Origin of the sequence: Nocardia sp. NPDC047648, from assembly GCF_040642815.1 — a bacterium.
Classification (GTDB): Bacteria; Actinomycetota; Actinomycetes; order Mycobacteriales; family Mycobacteriaceae; genus Nocardia; species Nocardia gamkensis.
In genome coordinates, this window is record NZ_JBEYSX010000015.1 from 104,782 (window position 1) to 125,558 (window position 20,777).

Sequence of the window (20,777 nt, forward strand, 5' to 3'; positions counted from 1 at the left end):
TGTGTGTTGAGCATCGAAATGCCGCCCGGCATCCCGGAATGGCTGACCCGCTCGGCCGAACCGGCTACGGAGGACGCCGACACTCTGACCAAGGAGCGTGTGCTGCGCCGCGCCCTGACCCTGACTTCGAAGCCGCGGCAAGCGGCGGTGCTCGTGCTGTTCGGCGGCTCGCCCGAGCCGGACCCGGCCGCGCCCGGCGGACTGCCCGCCGACGCGGAGGTGCTGCTCACCCAGCGCGCCTCCACCATGCGCCAGCACCGAGGCCAAGTGGCCTTTCCCGGCGGTGCGGTCGACCCGGGCGACGCGGGGCCGATCGATACCGCGTTGCGCGAAGCCTGCGAGGAGACCGGTCTCGACCGTTCCGGTGTCGAGCCGTTCGCGGTGCTGCCGAAGCTGTTCGTGCCGCCGTCGCGCTTCGACGTCACACCGGTGGTCGCGTACTGGCGCACGCCGGGCGCGGTGGGGGTGGTCGACCAGAGCGAGACCGAGCGGGTCGTGCGCGTCCCGCTCGCGCAGCTGCTGGATCCGGCCAACCGCTTCCTGGTCCGCAGCCCCATGGGCTATCAGAGCCCGGCGTTCCAGGTCGACGGGCTTCTGGTCTGGGGTCTGACCGGCGGCATCCTCGCCGGGATCAGCAAGGCCTGCGGCTGGGACCGAGCGTGGGACCACGGGGACGTTCGTGATCTGGAGACCGCACTCGCCGCCGTGGGGATGACGTTATGAGTTCGTCGGCCTGGCTCGACATCGCCGTCGTGCTGTTGGCGCTGCTGGCCGCCTCCTCGGGATGGCGCCAGGGCGCGGTGGCCTCCGCGCTCGCCTTCCTCGGTGTGGTGCTCGGCGCGGTCGCGGGCATCCTGATCGCGCCGCACATCCTGGTGCACGTCGACGAGGGCCGCACCAGAGTGCTCACCGGTGTGCTGCTGATCGTGGTGCTGGTGATCGTCGGTGAGGTCGCGGGCATGGTGCTGGGGCGCGCCGCGCGCAGCGGCATGCGTCATCCGTTCACGCGCAGCGTGGACAGCGCGGTCGGCGCGGTGTTGCAGGCGGTCGCCGTGCTGGTCACCGCGTGGCTGCTGGCACTGCCGCTGGCCACGTCGTCGCAGCCGGCCATCGCGACGGCGATCAACGGCTCGCGGGTACTCGCCGACGTCAACGATGTCGCGCCGAACTGGCTGCGCAGGCTGCCCAACGAGTTCTCCAAGCTGCTCAACACCTCCGGCCTGCCGGACGTGATCGGACCGTTCGGGCGGGCGCCGATCGCGGCCGTGGAACCTCCCGATCCGAGCGTGCTGGCCAGCCCGGTCGCCGCCTCGCTCCAGCAGAGCGTGCTGCGCATCCGCGGGGTCGCGCCGAGTTGCCAGCGGGCGCTGGAGGGCTCGGGCTTCGTCATCGCGCCCGAGCGCGTGATGACCAACGCCCACGTCGTCGCGGGCACCACGAGCGTCGCGGTAGACACCCCGCGCGGCCCGCTGGACGCGAACGTGGTCCTGTTCGACCCGTCCAAGGACGTCGCGGTGCTCGCCGTGCCCGGTCTCACCGCCCCGGTGGTCCCGCGCGCGCCCGCGCCCGCGCGGTCGGGCGACAGCGCGATCGTGCTCGGCTACCCCGGCGGCGGCCCGTACACCGCGAGCGCCGCCCGGGTGCGCGAGACCCTGGATCTGACCGGTCCGACCATCTACCGCAACGGCACCGTCGAACGCGAGGTCTACACCGTCCGCGGCCAGGTCAGGGCGGGCAATTCCGGTGGGCCGCTGGTGGATACCGACGGGCAGGTGCTCGGCGTGGTCTTCGGCGCCGCCGTCACCGACGACGACACCGGTTACGTGCTCACGCTCGCGGAGGTCCGCGCGCAGCTCGACGCGGCCGAACGGGTCGGCACCGCGGTGGACACCGGCGCCTGCGTGCTCAGCTGAATCGGCCTCCCCGGGCCACGGGCAATCCGTGGCCGGGGAGGCATTCCCCGCGGCTCAGGCCAGAAGTTTGGCCAGTTCCGTCGTCACGGCGTCCGGGTTCTCCTGGTGGGCGAAATGCCCCGCCGCCGGGATGGTGACCAGTCGCCGCTCCGGTGACAGATGAGGATCGCGGCGGAAGGTTCCCGCCAGCACGTACGGGTCCAGATCGCCGCGCATGGCCAGGACCGGTATGTGGATGGGTTCGCGCATGGTCGCCATGAACCGGCGGCCGTCCGGACGCCACTGACTGCGGAAGGCCCAGCGCTGGTACTCCAGCGCACAATGCGCGGCACCGGGAATCCGGATCGCCGAACGCATCCGCTGGGCGGTGTCGACGAATTCGGCGGTGCCGGTCCATCCCGCGCTCACCCGCTGACGCAGCAGTCGCTCGACCTCGAAGCCGTCGGCGGTGGTCAGCAAGTGCTCGCCGTACCGGGGCAACTGGTAGCGAAGGAAGTTCGGCAGCCAGGCCGCGCGCTGGCGGCGGTTGCGCAGCACGGAACTCTTCAGCGCCGACGGATGCGGCGAGCCGACCAGCGCGATCGAGCGAACCAGTCGCGGATGCAGCACGGCGGTGGTCCAGCAGACCAGTCCACCGTCGGCGTGCCCGACCAGCGTCGCCTCGGTGTAGCCGAGCGCCCGGATGAGGCCGGCGACATCACCGGCGAGCGTCCAGCCGTCGTAGCCGCGCGGCGGCTTGTCGCTGTCGCCGTAGCCGCGCAGGTCAACGGCGACGACGCGGTAACCGAGCTCGGCCAGGCCGGTCAATTGGTGACGCCAGGACCACCAGAAGTCCGCGAAGCCGTGCAGCAGCACGACCAGCGGAGCGTCGGCCCGCTCGGGCGCCGCGTCCACGACGTGGAATCGAATGCCGTTGGCGTGCACGTCCCGATGCGTCCACGGTCCGTCGTAACGGACGCTGGACGGATCCGGAAGCAAGTTCGCCGACACGGCGACCGAGCCTAGTAGCCGTCGTACCGGCCCGCGCACGCGCGCCTAGGAAGCGGGCTTCTCCAGGGCGAGACGGTCGTCGTGCGCGGACGCGCCCAAGCTGTGCGGCAGCACCGTGCGCGCCTGCTTGAGCGAATCGATCGTCTTCTCCGGCGCGCGCAGTTTCTTCACCCGCCGGTATCCGAGGAACGCCAGTGCCGCGGTGGCCACGACCATCAGCAGGAAGACGATCAGGAAGGCCGCCCAGCGCGCCAGCCACACGTCGAGCAGTTCGCCGAGGAAGAAGAAAAAGAAGAAGGTGCTGAACAGCAGCACGGTGAGCGCGAGGATGAAATAGACGCTGCCCTGCAGGCCCTTCTTGATCTCACCGGTGACCTCGGCCTTGGCCAGTTCGACCTCGGCGCGGACCAGGGTCGACATCTGCTCGGCGGCGTCGCGGACCAGGCTCCCGAAGCTCGCGGAGCCGAGCGGATCGGCGTCCGAGAGGGGAATGGAGGTGACCGTACGACCGCGCTCCGCGCCGCTCCCGTTACCGCCGTGGTTGAAACTCACTTGGTCGACCCTTCTCCCTGTCCCGGCACTGCTTCAACTCCCGTTCGATCGGCGGCGCTCCCGGTGCCCTCCGTGGTCACGCAGGCTACCGCCTCCGGGCGGATCGTTCGTGCCGCCGTCCTGTTCACGTTCTAGCGCACGGGCGTCCCGCCGAGCCTGGTGGACACGCCCACGCCGCAACAGTAGCGCCGAACCGGCGAGCGACGCCGCCATTGATGTGACCAACACAGCGGCTTTCGCCAACTCGACGTCCGCGACATCGGCGAGCGCGAGTTCCGCCACGAGAAGGCTAACCGTGAAGCCGATCGCGCCGAGCACCGACAGGGCGAACATGTCCCGCCAGCCGAGCCCGCTGGGGCGCTTCGCGACGCCCAACCGGATTGCCACCCAGCTCATCCCGAAGATCCCGAGGGGCTTGCCCACGAGGAGCCCGAGAATCACGGCGAGCGCGAGCCGATTGGTGTACAACTCGCCGAACACCGTGGGATTCAACGGAACCCCGGCGGCGAACAGGGCGAACAGCGGAACGCACAACCCGGCGGAGACCGGCTGGAAGAGGTGCTCGAGCCGGGTGGCGGGCGCTCGGCGTTCTCCGGGATCCGGGCGCACCCGGGTGAGCAGGCCGAGCGCGACGCCCGCCAGCGTGGGATGGATGCCCGCCTCGTGCAGCGCGTACCAGGACACCAACGCCAGTGGGACATAGAGCCAGGGCGTGCCGATCCGAGCGCGCTGCCCCATCGACCACCCGGCGAAGCATCCGGCCGCGACGAGCAACCACAGCAGCGACACCGCGGTGGTGAACAGCACCGCGATCACGACGATAGCCATCAGGTCGTCGACCACCGCGAGACTGAGCAGGAACACCCGCGCGCCCGCCGGGATGCGCGAACCGGTCAGCGCCAGCACGGCGAGCGCGAACGCGATGTCGGTGGCGACCGGGATGGCCCAGCCGCGCTCCATGCCTGGGATGCCGAACCCGACCACCGCCGCGATCAGCGCGGGGGTGATCACGCCGCCGATCGCCGCGATGACCGGCAGGGTGGCGCGTCTGCGGTCGGCGAGTTCGCCGACGACCAGTTCGCGTTTGAGTTCCAGTCCGGCGACGAAGAAGAACACCGCCAGCAGACCGTCCTCGGCCCAGTCGGCCAAGGTCAGGTCCAGGTGCAGCGGCGGGATCGCGACGACCGTCTCGGTCATCGACACATAACTCGCCGCCCAGGGCGAGTTCACCCACAGCAATGCGATCGCGGCCGCGATCAGAAGCAGTGCGCCGCCGAAGGTTTCCGTGCGGAGGTAGCGGGACAATTCCGAGTGCACTCGCGTGATCACGGGAAACCTTTCGGGCGGCGATCGGGCAGCACTGCGGCGGCACCCACCGGAACCGGCTCAACGGGTGCGCGACCGCTCGCCGACCAGACTTCCCGGCACACCTCACGCAATCTTAACGGGTGCGGCCGGTGACAGGTCCGCCACCGGCCGCACTCAGCGCTGCCCGGTCAGTCCTTGCCCGCCCGGATCGCCTCGAACACGCTCGGGTCGACGAGGGTGGAGGTGTCGCCGAGTTGGCGTCCTTCGGCGATGTCGCGCAGGAGGCGGCGCATGATTTTGCCGCTGCGGGTTTTGGGGAGTTCGGGGACGATGTGGATTTCGCGGGGTTTGGCGATGGGGCTGATCTCGCGGGCGACTTCGGTTTTGAGGTCGTCGACGAGGGTGGGGGTGGGTTGGGCTTCGGCGGTGAGGATGACGAAGGCGACGATGCCTTGGCCGGTGGTGGGGTCGGTGGCGCCCACGACGGCGGCTTCGGCGACGGTGTGGTGTCCGACGAGGGCGGATTCGACTTCGGCGGTGGAGATTCGGTGGCCGGAGACGTTCATGACGTCGTCGACCCGGCCGAGGACCCACAGGTCGCCGTCGGTGTCGAGTTTGGCGCCGTCGCCAGCGAAGTACCAGCCTCGGTCGGCGAAGCGTTCCCAGTAGGTGGCTTTGTAGCGTTCGGTGTCGCCCCAGATGCCGCGCAGCATCGACGGCCACGGCTCGTCGAGCACGAGGTAGCCGTTGGCTTCGGTTTCCCCGTGTTGGACCGGTTTGCCTTCTTCGTCGACGACTCGAGCGGAAATGCCGGGCAGCGCGGTCATGGCGGCGCCGGGTTTGGCGGCGGTGACGCCGGGCAGCGGGGAGATCATGATGGCGCCGGTCTCGGTCTGCCACCAGGTGTCGACGATGGGGGTGCGATTGCCGCCGATGACCTCGCGGTACCAGCGCCAGGCTTCGGGGTTGATGGGTTCGCCGACCGAGCCGAGCACGCGGATGCTGGACAGGTCGTGGGCGGCGGGTATTTCCCTGCCCCACTTCATGAAGGTGCGCACCAGGGTGGGGGCGGTGTAGTAGATGGTGACGCCGTATTTTTCGATGATCTGCCAGTGGCGGTGCTCATCGGGGAAATTGGGTGTGCCTTCGTAGACGACTTGGGTGGTGCGGTTGGCCAGCGGGCCGTAGACGATGTAGCTGTGGCCGGTGACCCAGCCGATGTCGGCGGTGCACCAGTAGATGTCTTGTCCGGGTTTGTGGTCGAAGACAGTGTGGTGGGTGTAGGCGGTTTGGGTGAGGTATCCGCCGGTGGTGTGCAGGATGCCTTTGGGTTTTCCGGTGGTGCCGGAGGTGTAGAGGATGAACAGGGGGTGTTCGGCGTCGAAGGGTTGGGGTTCGTGGTGGGGGGAGGCGGTGGTGACGGTGTCGTGCCACCACAGGTCGCGGCCTTCGGTCCAGGGGACCTCGATGCCGGTGCGGCGCACCACCAGCACATGCTCGACGCTGGATGGGGTGTCGCCGTGGGCGTAGAGGGCCTCGTCGACGGCTTCCTTCAGCGGGGCGGCTTTGCCGCGGCGCCACTGTCCGTCGGTGGTGATGACCAGGCGGGCTCGGGCGTCGTCCACGCGCTGGCGCAGGGCGGTGGGAGAGAATCCGGCGAAGACGACGGAGTGGGTCAGGCCGAGGCGGGCGCAGGCGAGCATGGCGACGATGGCCTCGGGCACCATCGGCATGTAGATGGCCACCCGGTCACCGGTCTCCAGGCCGAGTTCGGTGAGGTAGTTCGCGGCGCGGGAGACCTCGTCGAGCAGTTCGCGGTAGGTGATGGCGCGCGAGTCGCCGGGTTCGCCTTCCCAGTGGATGGCGACCTGGTCGCCGTGTCCGCCCAGGACGTGGCGGTCCACGCAGTTGTAGGCGACGTTGAGCTTGCCGCCGACGAACCATTTCGCCACCGGAGCCTCGCTCCAGTCCAGCACCTGGGTGAACGGCTCGTGCCAGTGCAGTCGCCCGGCCTGTTCGGCCCAGAACGCGTCGCGATCGGCCGCCGCCCGCTCGTAGAGTCCGGCGTCGGCGTTCGCCTGGGCGGCGAACTCCGCGTTCGGCGGATACGAGTCCCTGTGTTCGGCGCTGGTTTCGGTCATCTCATCTCTTCTTTCCACGTAGCCTGAGCGCACGATTCGACGTAGCCGAATTCGACAGTAATCAACTGTGACCCATGCCGCGTGCGGTGTGTCGATCGGGCTGCGCCCGCGTCACGCCGCCGCGCCCGCTCCCGCGGCGGTCGTCTCGGCGAACGCGATGTTCCGGCCGCGCGGCCGTTTCCGCACGAAACTCGGGGTGTTTCGGCGATGTTGCCGGATCGGTAACAAGTGCGCCGAACTCGGCGCAATCAGGTGACAGTGCCCGCGCCGGTCGTTACTCTGCCAACACACAGGGGGATCGTGTCGGCATGCGCTGATGGACCTCGCGCGGGTGCCCGATCGGCTCCCCCCTTCTCGCACCGGGAGGACGCGTTGAAATTCCACAGAGCGATGGCGCTGACCGCGGCAGTCGTACTGGCCACGACGCTCGGACTGTCCGCATGTTCCTCGGGCGACGGCGCCGACGCCGACATCGTCACCGTCAACGGCGGCGAGCCGCAGAATCCCCTGGTGCCCACCAACACCAACGAGAACATGGGCGGGCGCGTGGTCGACCGGCTGTTCGCGGGCTTGAAGTACTACGACGCCGACGGCAAGGCGCACGACGAGATGGCGGAGTCGATCCAGACCACGGATCGGAAGAACTACCGGGTAACCATCAAGCCCGGCTGGAAGTTCACCGACGGCACCCCCGTGACGGCGAAGTCGTTCGTCGACGCATGGAACTACGGGGCCCTCGGCAGCAACGCGCAGTTGCAGAGCTACGTGTTCGGCCCCATCGTCGGTTTCGACGAGGTGTCCGCGGAAAAGCCGACGGCACAGACGATGTCGGGCCTGAAGGTGATCGACGACCGCACCTTCACCATCGAGCTGAAAGCTCCGTCGATCGACTTCGAGACCGAACTCGGGTACGCGCCGTTCTATCCGCTGTCCGAAGCCGCGTTCAAGGACATGAAGGCGTTCGGGGAGAACCCGATCGGCAACGGCCCGTACAAGTTCGCCCGGACCGGGGCGTGGGAGCACAACGTCAAGATCGACCTGGTGCCCAACCCGGACTACCCCGGCGGCCGCCCGGCCAAGAACAAAGGCCTGCGGTTCGTGATGTACCAGTCCTTCGATACCGCGTACGCGGACCTGCAGGCGGGCAACCTCGACGCGCTCGACACCGTGCCCGACAGCGCGCTCACCTCCTATCAGCAGGATCTCGGCGACCGCGCGATCACCAAGCCGACCGCCCAGAATCAGCACATCGGCATCCAGGCGAATGTCGCGCACTTCGCCGGGCAGGAGGGGCTGTTGCGGCGCCGCGCGATCTCGATGGCGATCAACCGGGAACAGATCGCGCAGAACATCTTCCACGGCACCCGGATCCCGGCGCGCGACTTCACCGCCAGCACGCTGCCCGGCTTCGACGCGAACCTGCCCGGCACGGAGGTGCTGAAGTACAACCCCGACGAGGCCAGGAAGGTGTGGGCACAGGCCGACGCGATATCGCCGTGGTCGGGCCGCTACGAGATCGCCTACAACTCCGACGGCGGCCATCAGGCCTGGGTGGAGGCCGTGGCCAACAGCGTCAAGAACACCCTCGGCATCGACGCCATCGGCGTGCCGTACCCGACGTTCAAGAACATCCGCGACGAGGTGAACGCGCACACGATCAACAAGGCGTTCCGCTACGGCTGGCAGGGCGACTACCCGACCATGCTGCAGTTCCTCACCTCGCAGTACTACAGCTACTCCGACACCAACAACGTCGACTACAACAGTCCCGAGTTCGACCGCTTGCTCAATGCCGCCTTGGCCGCGTCGACCCAGGAGGAGTCCTACAAGCTCGTCGCGCAGGCGCAGGCGCTGCTGATCAAGGACCTGGCCGACATTCCCGTGTTCGACTACGTGGCCGCGGCGGGCCGCTCCGACCGGGTGCGGAATGCCGAACTCGCTTGGAACGGTCTGTTCGCCTTCGAGAATATCGAGAAGTAGCCGCCAGCCGCCCGGCGTCCGCACGACGCTCGGCGGCGCTACCCAGGAGGCGAAATGGCCTGGTATGTCGTGCGGCGTCTGCTTCAGATGATCCCCGTGTTCCTCGGGGCGACGCTGCTCATCTACGCCCTGGTGTTCCTCGTCCCGGGTGATCCGATCCACGCGCTGGCCGGTGACAAACCGATGACGCCCGCGGTCGAGGCACAGCTGCGGGCGCGCTACCACCTCGACGAGCCCTTCCTCGTGCAGTACCTGCTGTACCTGAAGGGCATCGTCACGCTGGACTTCGGCACCGCCTTCTCCGGCAGGCCGGTGCGGGACGAACTCGCGCGCGCGTTCCCGATCACCCTCGAGCTGGCGCTCATGGCCGTGCTGATCGAGTCGGTCTTCGGCGTGCTGTTCGGCCTGATCGCCGGGCTGCGCAAAGGCAAACTGTTCGATTCGACGATGCTCGTGGTCAGCCTGATCGTCATCGCCGTGCCGGTCTTCGTGGTGGGCTTTCTGGCGCAATATCTGCTCGGGGTGAAGTGGGGGATCGTTCCGGTGACCGTGTCCGGCAAGGCGACGGTCGGTGAACTGCTGGTGCCCGCGTTCGTGCTCGGCTCGCTGTCGTTCGCCTACGTTCTGCGACTGACCCGGAACTCGGTGGCGGAGAACATGTCCGCCGACTACGTGCGCACCGCGACCGCCAAGGGACTCGGCAGGCCGCGTGTGGTGACCGTGCACATCCTGCGCAACTCGATGATCCCGGTGGTCACGTTTCTCGGCGCCGATCTGGGCGCCCTGATGGGCGGCGCGATCGTCACCGAGGGCATCTTCAACATCCCGGGCGTCGGCGGCACGCTCTACCAGGCCATCACCAGGGGCGAACCGCCGACCGTGGTCTCCTTCGTCACGGTGCTGATCGTCATCTTCCTGGTCACCAACCTGGTCGTCGACCTGCTCTACGCCGCACTCGACCCGAGGATCCGCTATGCCTGACCTGACCGAGGGGCCGCCGCGCCGCGGCCAGGAGCACTTCGTCGCCCCGCCCGACGAGGTCGAGGTACTCGCCACCGACGCAGTGCCTGCCGCGGGCGCGCCGACCAGCATCTGGCGCGACGCGTGGCGGCAGCTGCGGCGCAACCCCATCTTCGTCGTGGCGGCGGTGCTGATCCTGTTCGTGCTGATCGTGGTGATCTGGCCGGGGTTGTTCACCGATCAGGACCCGCGATATTGCAACGGCGATTTCAGCATGGATCCGCGCGGCGCGGGCCACCCGTTCGGCTTCGACAAGCAGGGCTGCGACATCTACGCCCGGACGGTCTACGGCGCGCGGGCCTCCGTACTCGCCGGTGTCGGCGCGACACTGCTGTTCGTACTGATCGGAGGGACGCTCGGGGCGCTGTCGGGCTTCTACGGCGGGCCGCTGGACTCGATCGTCTCCCGGGTCGCCGAGATCTTCTACGCGATCCCGCTGATGCTGGCCGCCATCGTGATCATGCAGCTGCTGGACGCGCGCACGATCTGGACGGTGATCGTCATCCTCGCCTCGTTCACCTGGCCGCAGGCGGCGCGGATCGCGCGCAGCGCCGTCATCCAAGCGAGGAACAGCGACTACGTCACGGCGGCGAAAGCATTGGGCGTCTCCCGCATCCGGACGTTGCTGCGTCACGTGCTGCCGAACGCGGCGGGACCGCTGATCGTGGTGACCACGCTGTGGCTGGGCGTCTTCATCGTCACCGAGGCGACGCTGTCCTATCTCGGTGTCGGCCTGCCGCGCACGGTGGTGTCCTGGGGTGCGGATATCGCCACCGGGCAGAAGGAGATTCGTACCTCGGCCATCCTGTTCTATCCGGCGACGGCGTTGGCGCTGACCGTGCTGAGCTTCATCATGCTGGGCGACGCCGTGCGGGACGCCCTCGATCCGAAGGCGAGGAAGCGATGAGCGAGACCGAGCGCCCGCTGCTGGAGATCACCGATCTGAACGTGAGTTTCACCGCCGAGGGCAAGGGGGTGCCCGCGGTCCGCGATGTAAGTCTGTCGGTCTACGCCGGGCAGACCGTGGCCATCGTCGGCGAATCCGGTTCGGGGAAGTCGACCACCGCGCACGCGATCATCGACCTGCTGCCCGGCACGGGCCGGATCACGTCCGGCACGATCAGATTCGACGGCACGGACCTCACGGCGGCCTCCGCACGACAAATCGTCGCGGTCCGCGGCAGCGGCATCGGGCTCGTCCCGCAGGACCCGATGTCGAATCTGAATCCGGTGTGGAAGGTCGGATTCCAGATCCGCGAGACGTTGGAGGCCAACGGCATCGCGAAGGGCAAGGCCGCCAGGAAACGGGCCGTGGAGCTGCTCGAGGAAGCAGGGATGCCCGACGCCGAACGCCGGGTGAACCAGTATCCGCACGAGTTCTCCGGCGGCATGCGCCAGCGCGCGCTGATCGCGATCGGCCTGTCCTGCCGGCCCAAGCTGCTCATCGCCGACGAACCGACCTCGGCGCTCGACGTGACCGTGCAGCGGCAGATCCTCGACCATCTCGACCGGCTCACCGCCGAACTCGGCACCGCCGTGCTGCTGATCACCCACGACCTGGGCCTGGCGGCGGAGCGGGCCGAACACCTGGTGGTGATGTATCGCGGCCGCGTCGTGGAATCCGGCCCGGCCCTGCGGATTCTGCGCGATCCGCAACACCTGTACACCAAGCGGCTGGTGAGTTCGGCGCCGTCGCTGGCCGCGCGGCGCTCGGCGGTGCGGCGCCGGGCGCAGATCCGCGCGCAGGCCGTCCAAGTGGCCGAGCAAGCGGCGGCGGCCGACACGGAACTCACGGTGGTTCCGGACGAGGTGCTGGTCGCCGAGCACCTGACGAAGACGTTCCGCATCCGCGAGCGCATGCCGTGGAAATCGACCGAATTCGTCGCCGTGGACGACGTGTCGTTCCGGCTGCGGCGCGGGTCGACCACGGCGATCGTCGGCGAATCCGGCTCGGGCAAGACGACGGTGGCGCAGATGGTGCTCGGCCTGCTCGCCCCCACCTCCGGCACGGTCACGTTCGACGGCAAGGACGTGACCGCCCTGGACCGCAAGGGCGCGTTCGCCTTCCGCCGCAGGGTGCAACCGATCTTCCAGGACCCCTACGGGTCGCTCGACCCGATGTACACCATCTACCGCACCATCGAGGAGCCGTTGCGCACCCATCGGATCGGCACTCCCGAAGAACGGGAGGCGACCGTGCGGGAGCTGCTCGACAAGGTCGCGCTGCCGGCCGATGTGCTGCGGCGCTACCCCAACGAACTGTCCGGGGGGCAGCGTCAGCGAGTGGCCGTCGCGCGTGCGCTCGCACTCCGGCCGGAGGTGGTGGTGTGCGACGAGGCGGTGTCCGCACTCGACGTGCTGGTGCAGGCTCAGATCCTCCGGCTGCTCAACGAGCTGCAGGCCGATCTGGGTCTGGCGTACCTGTTCATCACCCACGATCTGGCCGTCGTCCGGCAGATCGCCGACGACGTGCTCGTCATGCAGCGCGGCAAGGTGGTCGAAGCGGCGACGACCGACGAGGTGTTCGACCACCCCCGGCAGGAGTACACGCGCAAGCTGCTCGACGCGATCCCGGGACGCGATCTGCTGGCCGGGTAGGCGAGCCGGGCGCGCGGATCGGTCCGCGCGGCCGCAAGTAGCCTCGTATGCCGTGACCGATCCGCTGCAGCCCCTCGTCGATCTTCCCGGTGTCCGGGACGCGGCCGACCGCGCCCGCGACGCGCTCGCCGCGGTGCACCGGCACAAAGCGAACCGGCGTGGGTGGCCGACCACGGCGGCCGAGGCCGCGGTGCGCGCGGCGCGGTCCTCGGCGGCCATCGACGGCGGCAGCACGGACATCCCCGCCGACGGGCGGGTGGCGGACCCGATACTGGCAGGGTCGCTGCGCGTCGGTCAGGCGCTGGACGGGGACGCGCTGCGGAATCTGGTGGGCACCTGGCAGCGCGCTCCGCTGCAGGCGTTGGCGCGGCTGCATCTGCTCGCCGCGGCCGACCTGGTACCTCAGGAGGAGTCGCTCGGCAGGCCGCGCTTCGACTCCGGGGTAGCGCAGCGGCTGGACCTGCTGGCGCAGACGGTGGTCGGCTCCCGAGCGCCCGCACCGGTGCTCGCCGCCGTAGTACACGGTGAGCTACTGGCGCTGAAGCCGTTCGGCACGGCCGACGGCGTGGTCGCGCGGGCGGCGTCCCGGCTGGTCGCGGTGTCCAGTGGGCTGGACCCGCACAGCCTCGGCGTGCCGGAGGTGTTCTTGTTGCGCAGGCGTCAGGCGTACCTGGACGCCGCCGCCGGGTTCGAGTCCGGGGATGCGGAGGCCGTGGGCGGATGGGTGATCTTCTGCTGCGCGGCCTTCGAAGACGGTGCGCGCGAAGCCACATCGATCGCCGACTCGGCGGCGGGATAACCCCCCGGACACATCAAAGCGGGCGGCGTTGTCTGTCGACCTCACCGCCCGCTAGCACGGACTACCCGGTTACCAAGCGTGCTAGGTGGGTTGTGTTCTGCGGCCTCGGCGACAATCCGGACACCGGCCGGTTCATCCCCGCAACCTGTGCGAGGCCTTCGCCGTCGACTATCCGTATTTCGCAGGCCCACAACGCTTCTGCCCTTGTCGCGGCGCGCTCCGCGTGGGTGCCTGGTGTCCGTGCTGGGAAGGATGGTCGGGAGACAGTGCCTTCTCTTCCGGTACTGCCTTGGCCTTCCGCCCTTCCGTAGTTACCTTTCTACACTGTGACTGCACTCACATCAAGGGATTGTCAGACATTGAATAATCGGCGTGTTTCCCGGCGTTTCGTGGTTAAATGCCTGGTCCGCTGCGGCGTGTGCTAAGTCGGCAAATGCCTGGGCAAGCATCCGGCGACCAGGCATCACGAGGTGCCGGAGCACCCGGATATCAGCGTCGGCGGCGCAGCATCCGGTAACTGATCGCGCCCGCCAGCACCGCGCTCAAGCCGACCGCGGCCGTGGCCGCGACCGTCGTCGAGGACGGCGACTGGAAGCGCGCCCACAGCGATACCGGGTTGGAGAAGGTCAGGATCGGCCAGCCGCGCGCGGTGGCCTCGCGACGCAGATTGCGATCCGGGTTCACCGCGGTTGGGTGCCCCACCGCGCCGAGCAGGGGCAGATCGGTGATCGAATCGGAGTAGGCGTAGCAGCGCGACAGGTCGTAACCCTCCCCGGCGGCGAGTTTTTCGACAGCGGCGACCTTGCCCTCGCCGTAGCAGTAGAACTCGACCTCGCCGGTGTACTTCCCGTCCGCCACGACCATCCGGGTAGCCGCGGTGTGCGAAGCGCCGAGCGCTTCGGCGATCGGACCCACGATCTCCTCGCCGGAGGCCGAGACGATCACCACGTCGTGGCCCCGGATCTTGTGGTCGGCGATCAAGTCGGCGGCCTCCGCGTAGATCAGCGGATCGACCAGCTCGTGCAGCGTCTCGCCCACAATGGATTTCACCTGTTCGACGTCCCAGCCCGCGCACATGCTGGTCAGGTGGGCGCGCATGCGTTCCATCTGATCGTGGTCGGCGCCGGACAGCAGGAACAGGAAATGCGCGTAGCTGCTCTCCAAGACGGCGCGGCGGTTCAACAGCCCCTGCGCGAAGAAGGGCTTGCTGAACACGAACGTGCTCGACTTCGCGATCACGGTCTTGTCCAGATCGAAGAAGGCCGCGACGCGTCCACCCGTAGGGGCTGAGTTGTCCACCTGACCAGGATAGGCGGCGGAGTCGCCGCCCTCCGGAGGGGCGCTGAGCTGCGGGGCGGCTCACTGCGGTGCTTCTGCCGCGTGGCGGCATCATCTCGGCAGCCCGGTGCGGTGGCCCGGCGGACCGGCGGATCGGGTCCGTCGCGCTTGTCGTGTGGCTTGCCTGCCTTCGATCCGCCGCAGGTGGGCGGCGGATGGACGACGGTCGCGCCCGAGCGGCACGTGTGTTCCGACGGCGGCGGGCGTGCGGACGGTGCGTCGGTGGAGTTTGCCCCGTAGACGCCGAAGCCACGAGGGCCGCAAAGATGTCCGTCGGCAGACTTGCGTTGTGGGCGGGGCTTGGGTGTAGTATTGCTGGCACCTGGACATGGTCCAGGCGCGTTCAGCCCGACCCCCCGGGGCTGAACCCCGACGGCCCCAGCCTCCTCCCCCCCCGGCTGGGGCCGTCCTCTATTTCAGGGACAGTGCGGTAGGACGCCCCGCTCGGAAGTTGTCCACAACCCGGAAGCTATCCACATTCGGCACATCGGCCCTTCTCTGCCCGTGCGTGTTCAGCAACGCTGACCTGCATGAACCTCGAAGCATCGGAGCCGACCGGGCCGCCGCCCGCTCTCGTGCTCATCGATGACGACCGCCTGCGCGAGGAGGTCCGGCGCATCGCGGCAGCCGCCGAACGGTCTCTCGACGAGCGGACCCAGCCGGTCGGCAGGCATGCCTGGACGGGCGCGCCGCTGGTGATACTCGACACCGATGCGGCGCGGGAGGCGGCCGTGGCGGGATACCTGCGCCGGACCGGCGTGGTGTTGGTAACCGATGGTGAGCCAGGCTTGCTCGACTGGCAGGCCGCCGCCTCGGTCGGGGCGGAGCGGGCTATCGCCCTGCCCGGCGCGGCGGTGGGGCTTATCGAGATGTTTGCCGAGTACGGCGAGCAACGTGCGGGCGATGGCGTGGTGGTCGCCGTCGCGGGGGCGGGCGGTGGGGCAGGGGCATCCACCTTGGCCGTCGCGGTCGCGCTGCGCGCCGCCGCGGAAGGGTTCCGGCGCGAGACCTTGCTGGTGGACGGCGCGCCCTTCGCGGGTGGCCTCGACCTGCTGCTCGGTATCGAGAACACGGCTGGATTGCGCTGGCCCGATCTGGTGATCGAGGACGGGCGGGTCTCCGCCACCGCGTTGCACGGCGCCCTGCCCATCGCGGCGCCCGGACTGGCGGTACTGTCCTGCGGGCGCTGCGGTGCGGGACGATTGCCACGCGAGCTCGGTGCGGCCGGAGTCCGCGCTGTGATCGAAGCGGGCCGTGTCGCAGGCGATTTCGTAGTTTGCGACATTTCCGGTGAGCGCGGACCGCATGCCGACCAGATGCTCGACTCGGCGGATCTCGTGGTGCTGGTGGTCCCGGCGCGCCTGCGGGCGGTCGCCGCCGCCGAGGCGGTGTCCGCGCACATCGCGCGCCGAAACCCGAACCAGGGCCTGATCGTTCGCGGCCCGGCGCCCGGTGGCCTGCGCGCGCCCGAGGTCGCCGAGGTGCTCGATCTTCCGCTGCTCGCCGCCGTCCGTGCCCAGAGCGGTCTGGCGCACCGGCTGGAGCGCGGCGGGATCTCGGTCCGCAGGCGCGGACCGTTGCGCGATGCCGCCGACGCCGTGCTCGGCGTGCTCGGCGCACCACCCGGACAGCGGAGGTGAGGTGGGGAAGATGAGCGCGATACTGACCACCGAGCTGCTGGATCGGGTGCGGGAGCGACTGGCCACCGAGACCGGCGATCCGGATCCGGCGCAGGTCGCCGCCGCGATCCGCGCCGAAGCGGGCGGGGTGCTGGGGGACACCGATCTGCTGCGCGCCCTGCGGTTGTTGCAGACGGAGCTGACCGGCGCGGGCGTACTCGAACCGCTGCTGCACGATCCGCACGTCGCGGACGTCTTGGTGACAGGGCCCGACGCGGTGTGGATCGATCGCGGGCACGGTCTGGAGCGGACTTCGATCACGTTCTCCGACGAGGCCGCGGTACGGCGGCTTGCCCAGCGCCTGGCATTGTCGGCCGGGCGACGGCTCGACGACGCACAACCATGGGTGGACGGCCGGCTGACGGGAACCGGCGCGGCACTGGGGGATTCCTTCGGTGTGCGCTTGCACGCGGTCCTCGCGCCGGTCGCGCACGGGGGCACCTGTCTGTCGCTGCGCGTACTTCGTCCCGCTACTCAGGGACTCGACGCGCTCGCGTCGGCGGGCGCGGTGCCCGCCGACGCGAAGGTCCTGCTGAAACGAATCGTCCGGGCGCGGCTGGCATTCCTCGTGGTCGGTGGCACCGGCGCAGGCAAGACGACGCTGCTGTCCGGCCTGCTCGCCACGGTGGACCCCTCCGAGCGGATCGTCTGCGTCGAGGATGCGGCGGAACTCGCGCCACCGCATCCGCACGTGGTCCGGCTGGTCGCCAGGACCGCGAACGTAGAGGGCGTCGGTGAGATCACCGTCCGCGACCTGGTCCGCCAAGCGCTGCGCATGCGGCCGGACCGGATGGTGGTCGGCGAGGTCAGGGGAGCCGAGGTGGTCGACCTGCTGACTGCGTTGAACACCGGTCACGACGGCGGAGCGGGCACCGTGCACGCCAACTCACCGCGAGAAGTCCCGGCCCGCTTGGAAGCCCTCGCCGCCTTGGGCGGAATGGATCGAGCGGCCTTGCACAGTCAGCTCGCCGCCGCGGTGCAGGTCGTCCTGCACGTGCACCGTCGATCCGACGGCTCGCGCGGCTTACGGGAGATCGGCCTCGTGCACCGTAGCGGCGCGGGACACGTGCGGATCACGCCCGCCTGGCACGACACGGGTGCGGCTCCCGCCGCCGCGGACCTGTCCAGCCTGCTCGCCGAACGGCTCGACCGATGAGCGGCGCGATGTTGTGCCTCGCGCTGGCGTTGATCGTGGCCCCGGCGCCGCGGTCGCGCCGCCGGTTCGAGCGGTTGTCGACCGCGCGAGCCGAGTATCGGATGCCGGAGCGCGCAAAGCTGTTTCGTGCCGTTGCGAGCGCAGGCGTGGTGGTTGTGCTCCTCGTCTTCGGCCCTGGTCCTTTCCTCGCGGCCGGCCTGGTCAGCGGAACGGTCGGGTTGCGTGCCCGCCGGGCGGCGCGAGACCGGCGCAGGAGTGCCGAGCAAGGACATCTGCTCGACGCTTTGGAGGCCGTGATCGCCGAACTGCGGGTAGGGGCGCACCCGAGTGCCGCCGCCGAGACCGCCGCGCGTGAGGTGCGGGGCGAATCGGCACGCGCGTTCGCCATCGGTGCCGCGCGCAGCCGGCTCGGTGGCTCGGCGGCGGAGGGCCTGCGCAGACCGGATTCCTTGATCACCGAAGAACTTTCCCGGGTCGCGGGCGCTTGGCAGGTGGCCGAGCGGCATGGCTTGGCGCTGGCCGAGTTGCTGTCGGCGGCCCGAACGGATCTCGCGGGCCGCCTTCGATTCCACGGCCGCACCACAGCCGCGCTGGCCGGTGCGCGCGCCACCGCCGCGGTCCTCGCCTGCCTGCCGCTTCTCGGCATCGCCCTCGGCCAAATGATGGGCGCAGCGCCGCTGCACGTCCTCTTCGCCTCGTCCGCAGGGACGGTGCTGCTTCCGCTCGGTGCGGGCCTGGCCTGCGCGGGCCTGCTGTGGACCGATGTGATCACGCGAAAGGTGCTGATATGACGACGCTTACGACGGCCGGCTGTGAGCGGCCGAATATCCAGGCCGGCTCATCGCTTTCGATGTCGGCGTCGATACCCGACGCGTGGAAATCCGTCGGCGAGACGTGGAGGTTCGTAGGCCCGCCGATTGCAGCGGTGGTTTCTGCCATAACCGCGAGCGGTACGGCCGCACGAAGCCGCCGCCCGGTCCGCAGCACCCGCCCATCGCCGCGACCGCCGGCCGATCTCATCGGCGAATGTGTCGGCGGCGTCGGCAGGTCGGCTGAGCGCCGCATGTCACCGTATGTCCTGCCATCAGGTCGTACCCGTGATCCTCGCACCCAGCGTTCCGGGGGTTCCCGTACGCCGGTGACGCGTGCTAAGCCGCCGGGCAGCCACGCGACGGGTGGCGTCCCTGGTTTCGCTCCAGGGTTGTGGGTGCGCTGTGAGACCTGTGGGGTTCGGTGTGCTGCCGTATGGCCTGGTGAGGGGTTGTGTCCGTGGTTTTCGCTCGAGGGTTGTGGGGTGCGCTGGAAGGTCTGTGGCGTTCGGTATGTCGTCGTATGGCCTGATGACGCGTCGTGTCCGTGGTTTTCGCTCTGCGGTTGTGGGTGCGCTGGGAGGTCTGTGGCGTTCGGTGTGCCGCCGTATGGCCTGATGACGCGTCGTGTGCGTGGTTTCCGCTCGAAGCGTGGTGGGCGCGGTGGCACGCCTGTGACCTTCGGCATGTCGCCATGTGGCCTGACGGCAGGTCATATCTGCGGTTCTCGCCCCACAGGGCAGGTGAAGGAGGCTGATGATGGCATTCATCCCGAATGCGGCGCTGCCGTTATTGCTGGTAGCGGCGGCGCTCGCCCTGCTCCCGGGGCGGGTCGCCGTAAGCCGGCGGCTACCCGTCCTCGGCCGAGCCCACCACGGGCCGACCGAGTCGTCGCGCCGGGCGAACAAGGGGATGGATCCGTTGGCCGTCGCCTCGGTTCTCGATCTGCTGGCCGCCTGCCTGCGGGCCGGGCTGCCCATGGCAGGCGCGGCGCGGGCGGTGGCGCCGGAGGCGCCCGAAGCACTCGGCGAAGCATTGCGGCGCGCTGCGGACCTGCTCGCATTGGGGGCCGACGCGGCCACGGTCTGGGAACAGGTGGCGCGCGACGCGAATGGGCGTCCCGGGGCCGAGGAGATCGAGTCACTGGCCCGGATGGCACGCCGCTCGGCACGCTCCGGGTCATCTCTGGCGGCCGCGGTGCTGGAACTGGCCGAGCAGCAGAGGTCCGCGGTCGAAGACAGGGCGGCCGCGAAGGCGGAGCGCGCGGGTGTCCTGATCGGCGGGCCGTTGGGTCTGTGCTTCCTCCCGGCCTTCGTTTGCCTCGGCATAGTGCCGGTGGTCATCGGCTTGGCAGGACGAGTGCTCGACGGCGGACTGCTGTAATCCTGCGGCATCCCGCGGCTGTGCCTTCCACGAGATCGGCTCGAAGCACGCGGTGCTTTCGGACGGGTTCGGCGGTTCAGGGCGCGGCGGTACGTGGGTGTGACAGGAGACGGGGTGTGAGCGGATTGCTGTCATTCCGCGACGTGCCGTGGCCTCGTGACCCGACAGTGTCGGCTCGGAAGCGTGACGGGTTCGGGGGAGCACCGTGCGGTGGTGCGTGGTCGGCGGTTCGGCGGGGCGAGGTCGCGCCGTCGGGCATTTCGCGAAGTGAGTGTTCGCCTGGTCCGGGTGTGCGGATCGGCGGCGGCGAGGTGGTTCCGAGACGGCGGCACGCGCCGCGGACTGCTTCGGAACAAGGGTGCCCGTGCGGAGCGGCCGCACGGGCCGGAAAGGAGGAATCGGGTGCGTATCCAGGGGGTCGCGATGTCCGTGGGCCGGAGGATGAGGGCTGTATATATGGCCTTGCGTGTGCGAGTGCTTCGGGCGGTGGTCGCGGAGGACGGCATGAGCACGGCGGAGTACGCGATCGGCACGATCGCGGCGGCGGCATTCGGTGCCGTGCTCTACGGCGTGGTGACCGGCGACAGCATCGTGAACGCGCTGACGAAGATCATCGACCGGGCGCTCAACACGTCGGTGTAGGCGTCGCAGCGGCCGAACGATGCCGTGCCGCGCCGGGCCCGCGCGACGATCGGGGAGCGGTGACGGTCGAGGCCGCGCTCGCATTGACCGCGCTCTTGGCGGCCGTCGTGCTCTGCCTCGGAGCATTACTGGCGGCGTCGACTCAGGTCCGCTGTGTCGACGCCGCCGGCGAGGCGGCCCGCCTCGCCGCTCGCGGCGATCATGCCAACGCTCGCCCGGCGGCCGAGCGCATCGCCCCGCCCTCGGCCGACATCGCACTCCGCATCGAGGGCACTCGTGCCATAGCCGTGGTCTCCGCAGGAACTCCATTGTTACCGCTGCTCACCCTCCGCGCGGAAGCGGTCGTGACGCTCGAACCCGGGGTCGCGAAGTGAAAGGGGCGGCATGGCTGCACGCCCACCTGCTCGACGGTGGCGTGGCCCGGCCGGCCTGGCGGGAGGCATCCGTGGCGCGGAGTCCACGGCGCGCG

18 protein-coding genes are annotated in these 20,777 nt (G+C 69.4%); 13 read left to right on the forward strand and 5 right to left on the reverse strand.

The features are described from left to right. Nucleotides 1-6 precede the first annotated feature (6 nt). Together ABZ803_RS27600 and ABZ803_RS27605 are read left to right on the forward strand one after the other, a co-directional pair. Complete coding sequence (locus ABZ803_RS27600; RefSeq protein WP_357043620.1) at nucleotides 7-723, forward strand: CoA pyrophosphatase; 717 nt, start codon at nucleotides 7-9, stop codon at nucleotides 721-723. Beyond that, nucleotides 720-1,913 (forward strand): MarP family serine protease, encoded by a 1,194-nt coding sequence (locus tag ABZ803_RS27605; protein WP_357043622.1) that lies wholly within the window; start codon nucleotides 720-722, stop codon nucleotides 1,911-1,913. The genes ABZ803_RS27600 and ABZ803_RS27605 overlap by 4 nt, the downstream gene beginning before the upstream one ends. 54 nt (nucleotides 1,914-1,967) lie before the next feature. On the opposite strand, the gene ABZ803_RS27610 is transcribed toward ABZ803_RS27605, so the two are convergent. The 4 genes from ABZ803_RS27610 to acs form a co-directional block, all read right to left on the reverse strand. Beyond that, nucleotides 1,968-2,903 (reverse strand): alpha/beta hydrolase, encoded by a 936-nt coding sequence (locus tag ABZ803_RS27610; protein ID WP_357043624.1) that lies wholly within the window; start codon nucleotides 2,901-2,903, stop codon nucleotides 1,968-1,970. A gap of 45 nt (nucleotides 2,904-2,948) precedes the next feature. Then, complete coding sequence (locus ABZ803_RS27615; protein ID WP_357043626.1) at nucleotides 2,949-3,455, reverse strand: phage holin family protein; 507 nt, start codon at nucleotides 3,453-3,455, stop codon at nucleotides 2,949-2,951. A gap of 33 nt (nucleotides 3,456-3,488) precedes the next feature. Continuing rightward, the gene (gene nhaA, locus ABZ803_RS27620; RefSeq protein WP_357043628.1) at nucleotides 3,489-4,784 is read right to left on the reverse strand and encodes a Na+/H+ antiporter NhaA; all 1,296 of its coding nucleotides are present in this window, start codon (nucleotides 4,782-4,784) and stop codon (nucleotides 3,489-3,491) included. Between the two features lie 167 nt (nucleotides 4,785-4,951). Continuing rightward, nucleotides 4,952-6,904, reverse strand: coding sequence for an acetate--CoA ligase (gene acs / locus ABZ803_RS27625; protein WP_357043630.1), 1,953 nt, complete (start codon nucleotides 6,902-6,904; stop codon nucleotides 4,952-4,954). 390 nt (nucleotides 6,905-7,294) lie between these two features. Between acs and ABZ803_RS27630 the strand changes: the two genes are divergently transcribed. Genes ABZ803_RS27630 through ABZ803_RS27650 form a run of 5 tightly spaced genes read left to right on the forward strand, consistent with a single transcriptional unit; the run spans nucleotide 7,295 to nucleotide 13,301 of the window. Further along, the gene (locus tag ABZ803_RS27630) at nucleotides 7,295-8,884 is read left to right on the forward strand and encodes an ABC transporter substrate-binding protein (protein WP_357043791.1); all 1,590 of its coding nucleotides are present in this window, start codon (nucleotides 7,295-7,297) and stop codon (nucleotides 8,882-8,884) included. A gap of 54 nt (nucleotides 8,885-8,938) precedes the next feature. Beyond that, complete coding sequence (locus tag ABZ803_RS27635) at nucleotides 8,939-9,865, forward strand: ABC transporter permease (RefSeq protein ID WP_357043632.1); 927 nt, start codon at nucleotides 8,939-8,941, stop codon at nucleotides 9,863-9,865. After that, nucleotides 9,858-10,811: an ABC transporter permease gene (locus tag ABZ803_RS27640; RefSeq protein ID WP_357043634.1), complete on the forward strand. Its 954-nt coding sequence runs from the start codon at nucleotides 9,858-9,860 to the stop codon at nucleotides 10,809-10,811. The genes ABZ803_RS27635 and ABZ803_RS27640 overlap by 8 nt, the downstream gene beginning before the upstream one ends. Then, entirely contained in the window at nucleotides 10,808-12,502 is a 1,695-nt protein-coding gene (locus ABZ803_RS27645; RefSeq protein WP_357043636.1) for an ABC transporter ATP-binding protein, read from the forward strand. Before ABZ803_RS27640 ends, ABZ803_RS27645 begins: the two co-directional genes overlap by 4 nt. Before the next feature lie 52 nt (nucleotides 12,503-12,554). After that, a complete protein-coding gene (locus tag ABZ803_RS27650; protein ID WP_357043638.1) occupies nucleotides 12,555-13,301 on the forward strand; it encodes an oxidoreductase in 747 nt (248 codons plus the stop codon). Nucleotides 13,302-13,790: 489 nt separating this feature from the next. Here the strand turns inward: ABZ803_RS27650 and ABZ803_RS27655 are convergent, their stop codons facing one another. Continuing rightward, a complete protein-coding gene (locus ABZ803_RS27655) occupies nucleotides 13,791-14,600 on the reverse strand; it encodes an HAD-IB family hydrolase (protein ID WP_357043640.1) in 810 nt (269 codons plus the stop codon). 569 nt (nucleotides 14,601-15,169) lie between these two features. On the opposite strand from ABZ803_RS27655, the gene ssd reads away from it, so the two are divergent. The 6 genes from ssd (at nucleotide 15,170) to ABZ803_RS27685 (ending at nucleotide 20,682) form a co-directional block, all read left to right on the forward strand. Next, nucleotides 15,170-16,279, forward strand: a complete 1,110-nt coding sequence (gene ssd / locus ABZ803_RS27660) for a septum site-determining protein Ssd (RefSeq protein ID WP_357043642.1) — start codon at nucleotides 15,170-15,172, stop codon at nucleotides 16,277-16,279. 10 nt (nucleotides 16,280-16,289) lie between these two features. Beyond that, the gene (locus tag ABZ803_RS27665; protein WP_357043644.1) at nucleotides 16,290-17,474 is read left to right on the forward strand and encodes a TadA family conjugal transfer-associated ATPase; all 1,185 of its coding nucleotides are present in this window, start codon (nucleotides 16,290-16,292) and stop codon (nucleotides 17,472-17,474) included. Beyond that, nucleotides 17,471-18,265 carry a type II secretion system F family protein gene (locus ABZ803_RS27670; protein ID WP_357043647.1) on the forward strand — a complete coding sequence of 265 codons (795 nt, stop codon included), beginning with the start codon at nucleotides 17,471-17,473 and terminating at the stop codon, nucleotides 18,263-18,265. The genes ABZ803_RS27665 and ABZ803_RS27670 overlap by 4 nt, the downstream gene beginning before the upstream one ends. A gap of 777 nt (nucleotides 18,266-19,042) precedes the next feature. Then, nucleotides 19,043-19,666, forward strand: a complete 624-nt coding sequence (locus tag ABZ803_RS27675) for a type II secretion system F family protein (protein ID WP_357043649.1) — start codon at nucleotides 19,043-19,045, stop codon at nucleotides 19,664-19,666. Nucleotides 19,667-20,107: 441 nt separating this feature from the next. Continuing rightward, entirely contained in the window at nucleotides 20,108-20,308 is a 201-nt protein-coding gene (locus ABZ803_RS27680) for a DUF4244 domain-containing protein (RefSeq protein ID WP_357043651.1), read from the forward strand. 59 nt (nucleotides 20,309-20,367) lie between these two features. Beyond that, a complete protein-coding gene (locus ABZ803_RS27685; protein ID WP_357043653.1) occupies nucleotides 20,368-20,682 on the forward strand; it encodes a TadE family type IV pilus minor pilin in 315 nt (104 codons plus the stop codon). Nucleotides 20,683-20,777: the final 95 nt, after the last annotated feature.

Bases quoted from the DNA above. Each gene is read 5' to 3' on its own strand.
- ABZ803_RS27605 (WP_357043622.1), top strand. From the start codon at position 720: ATGAGTTCGTCGGCCTGGCTCGACATCGCCGTCGTGCTGTTGGCGCTG.
- ssd (WP_357043642.1), top strand. From the start codon at position 15,170: ATGAACCTCGAAGCATCGGAGCCGACCGGGCCGCCGCCCGCTCTCGTG.
- ABZ803_RS27635 (WP_357043632.1), top strand. From the start codon at position 8,939: ATGGCCTGGTATGTCGTGCGGCGTCTGCTTCAGATGATCCCCGTGTTC.
- ABZ803_RS27645 (WP_357043636.1), top strand. From the start codon at position 10,808: ATGAGCGAGACCGAGCGCCCGCTGCTGGAGATCACCGATCTGAACGTG.
- ABZ803_RS27665 (WP_357043644.1), top strand. From the start codon at position 16,290: ATGAGCGCGATACTGACCACCGAGCTGCTGGATCGGGTGCGGGAGCGA.
- ABZ803_RS27640 (WP_357043634.1), top strand. From the start codon at position 9,858: ATGCCTGACCTGACCGAGGGGCCGCCGCGCCGCGGCCAGGAGCACTTC.
- acs (WP_357043630.1), bottom strand. From the start codon at position 6,904: ATGACCGAAACCAGCGCCGAACACAGGGACTCGTATCCGCCGAACGCG.
- ABZ803_RS27670 (WP_357043647.1), top strand. From the start codon at position 17,471: ATGAGCGGCGCGATGTTGTGCCTCGCGCTGGCGTTGATCGTGGCCCCG.
- ABZ803_RS27675 (WP_357043649.1), top strand. From the start codon at position 19,043: ATGGCATTCATCCCGAATGCGGCGCTGCCGTTATTGCTGGTAGCGGCG.
- ABZ803_RS27630 (WP_357043791.1), top strand. From the start codon at position 7,295: ATGGCGCTGACCGCGGCAGTCGTACTGGCCACGACGCTCGGACTGTCC.
- ABZ803_RS27680 (WP_357043651.1), top strand. From the start codon at position 20,108: ATGAGGGCTGTATATATGGCCTTGCGTGTGCGAGTGCTTCGGGCGGTG.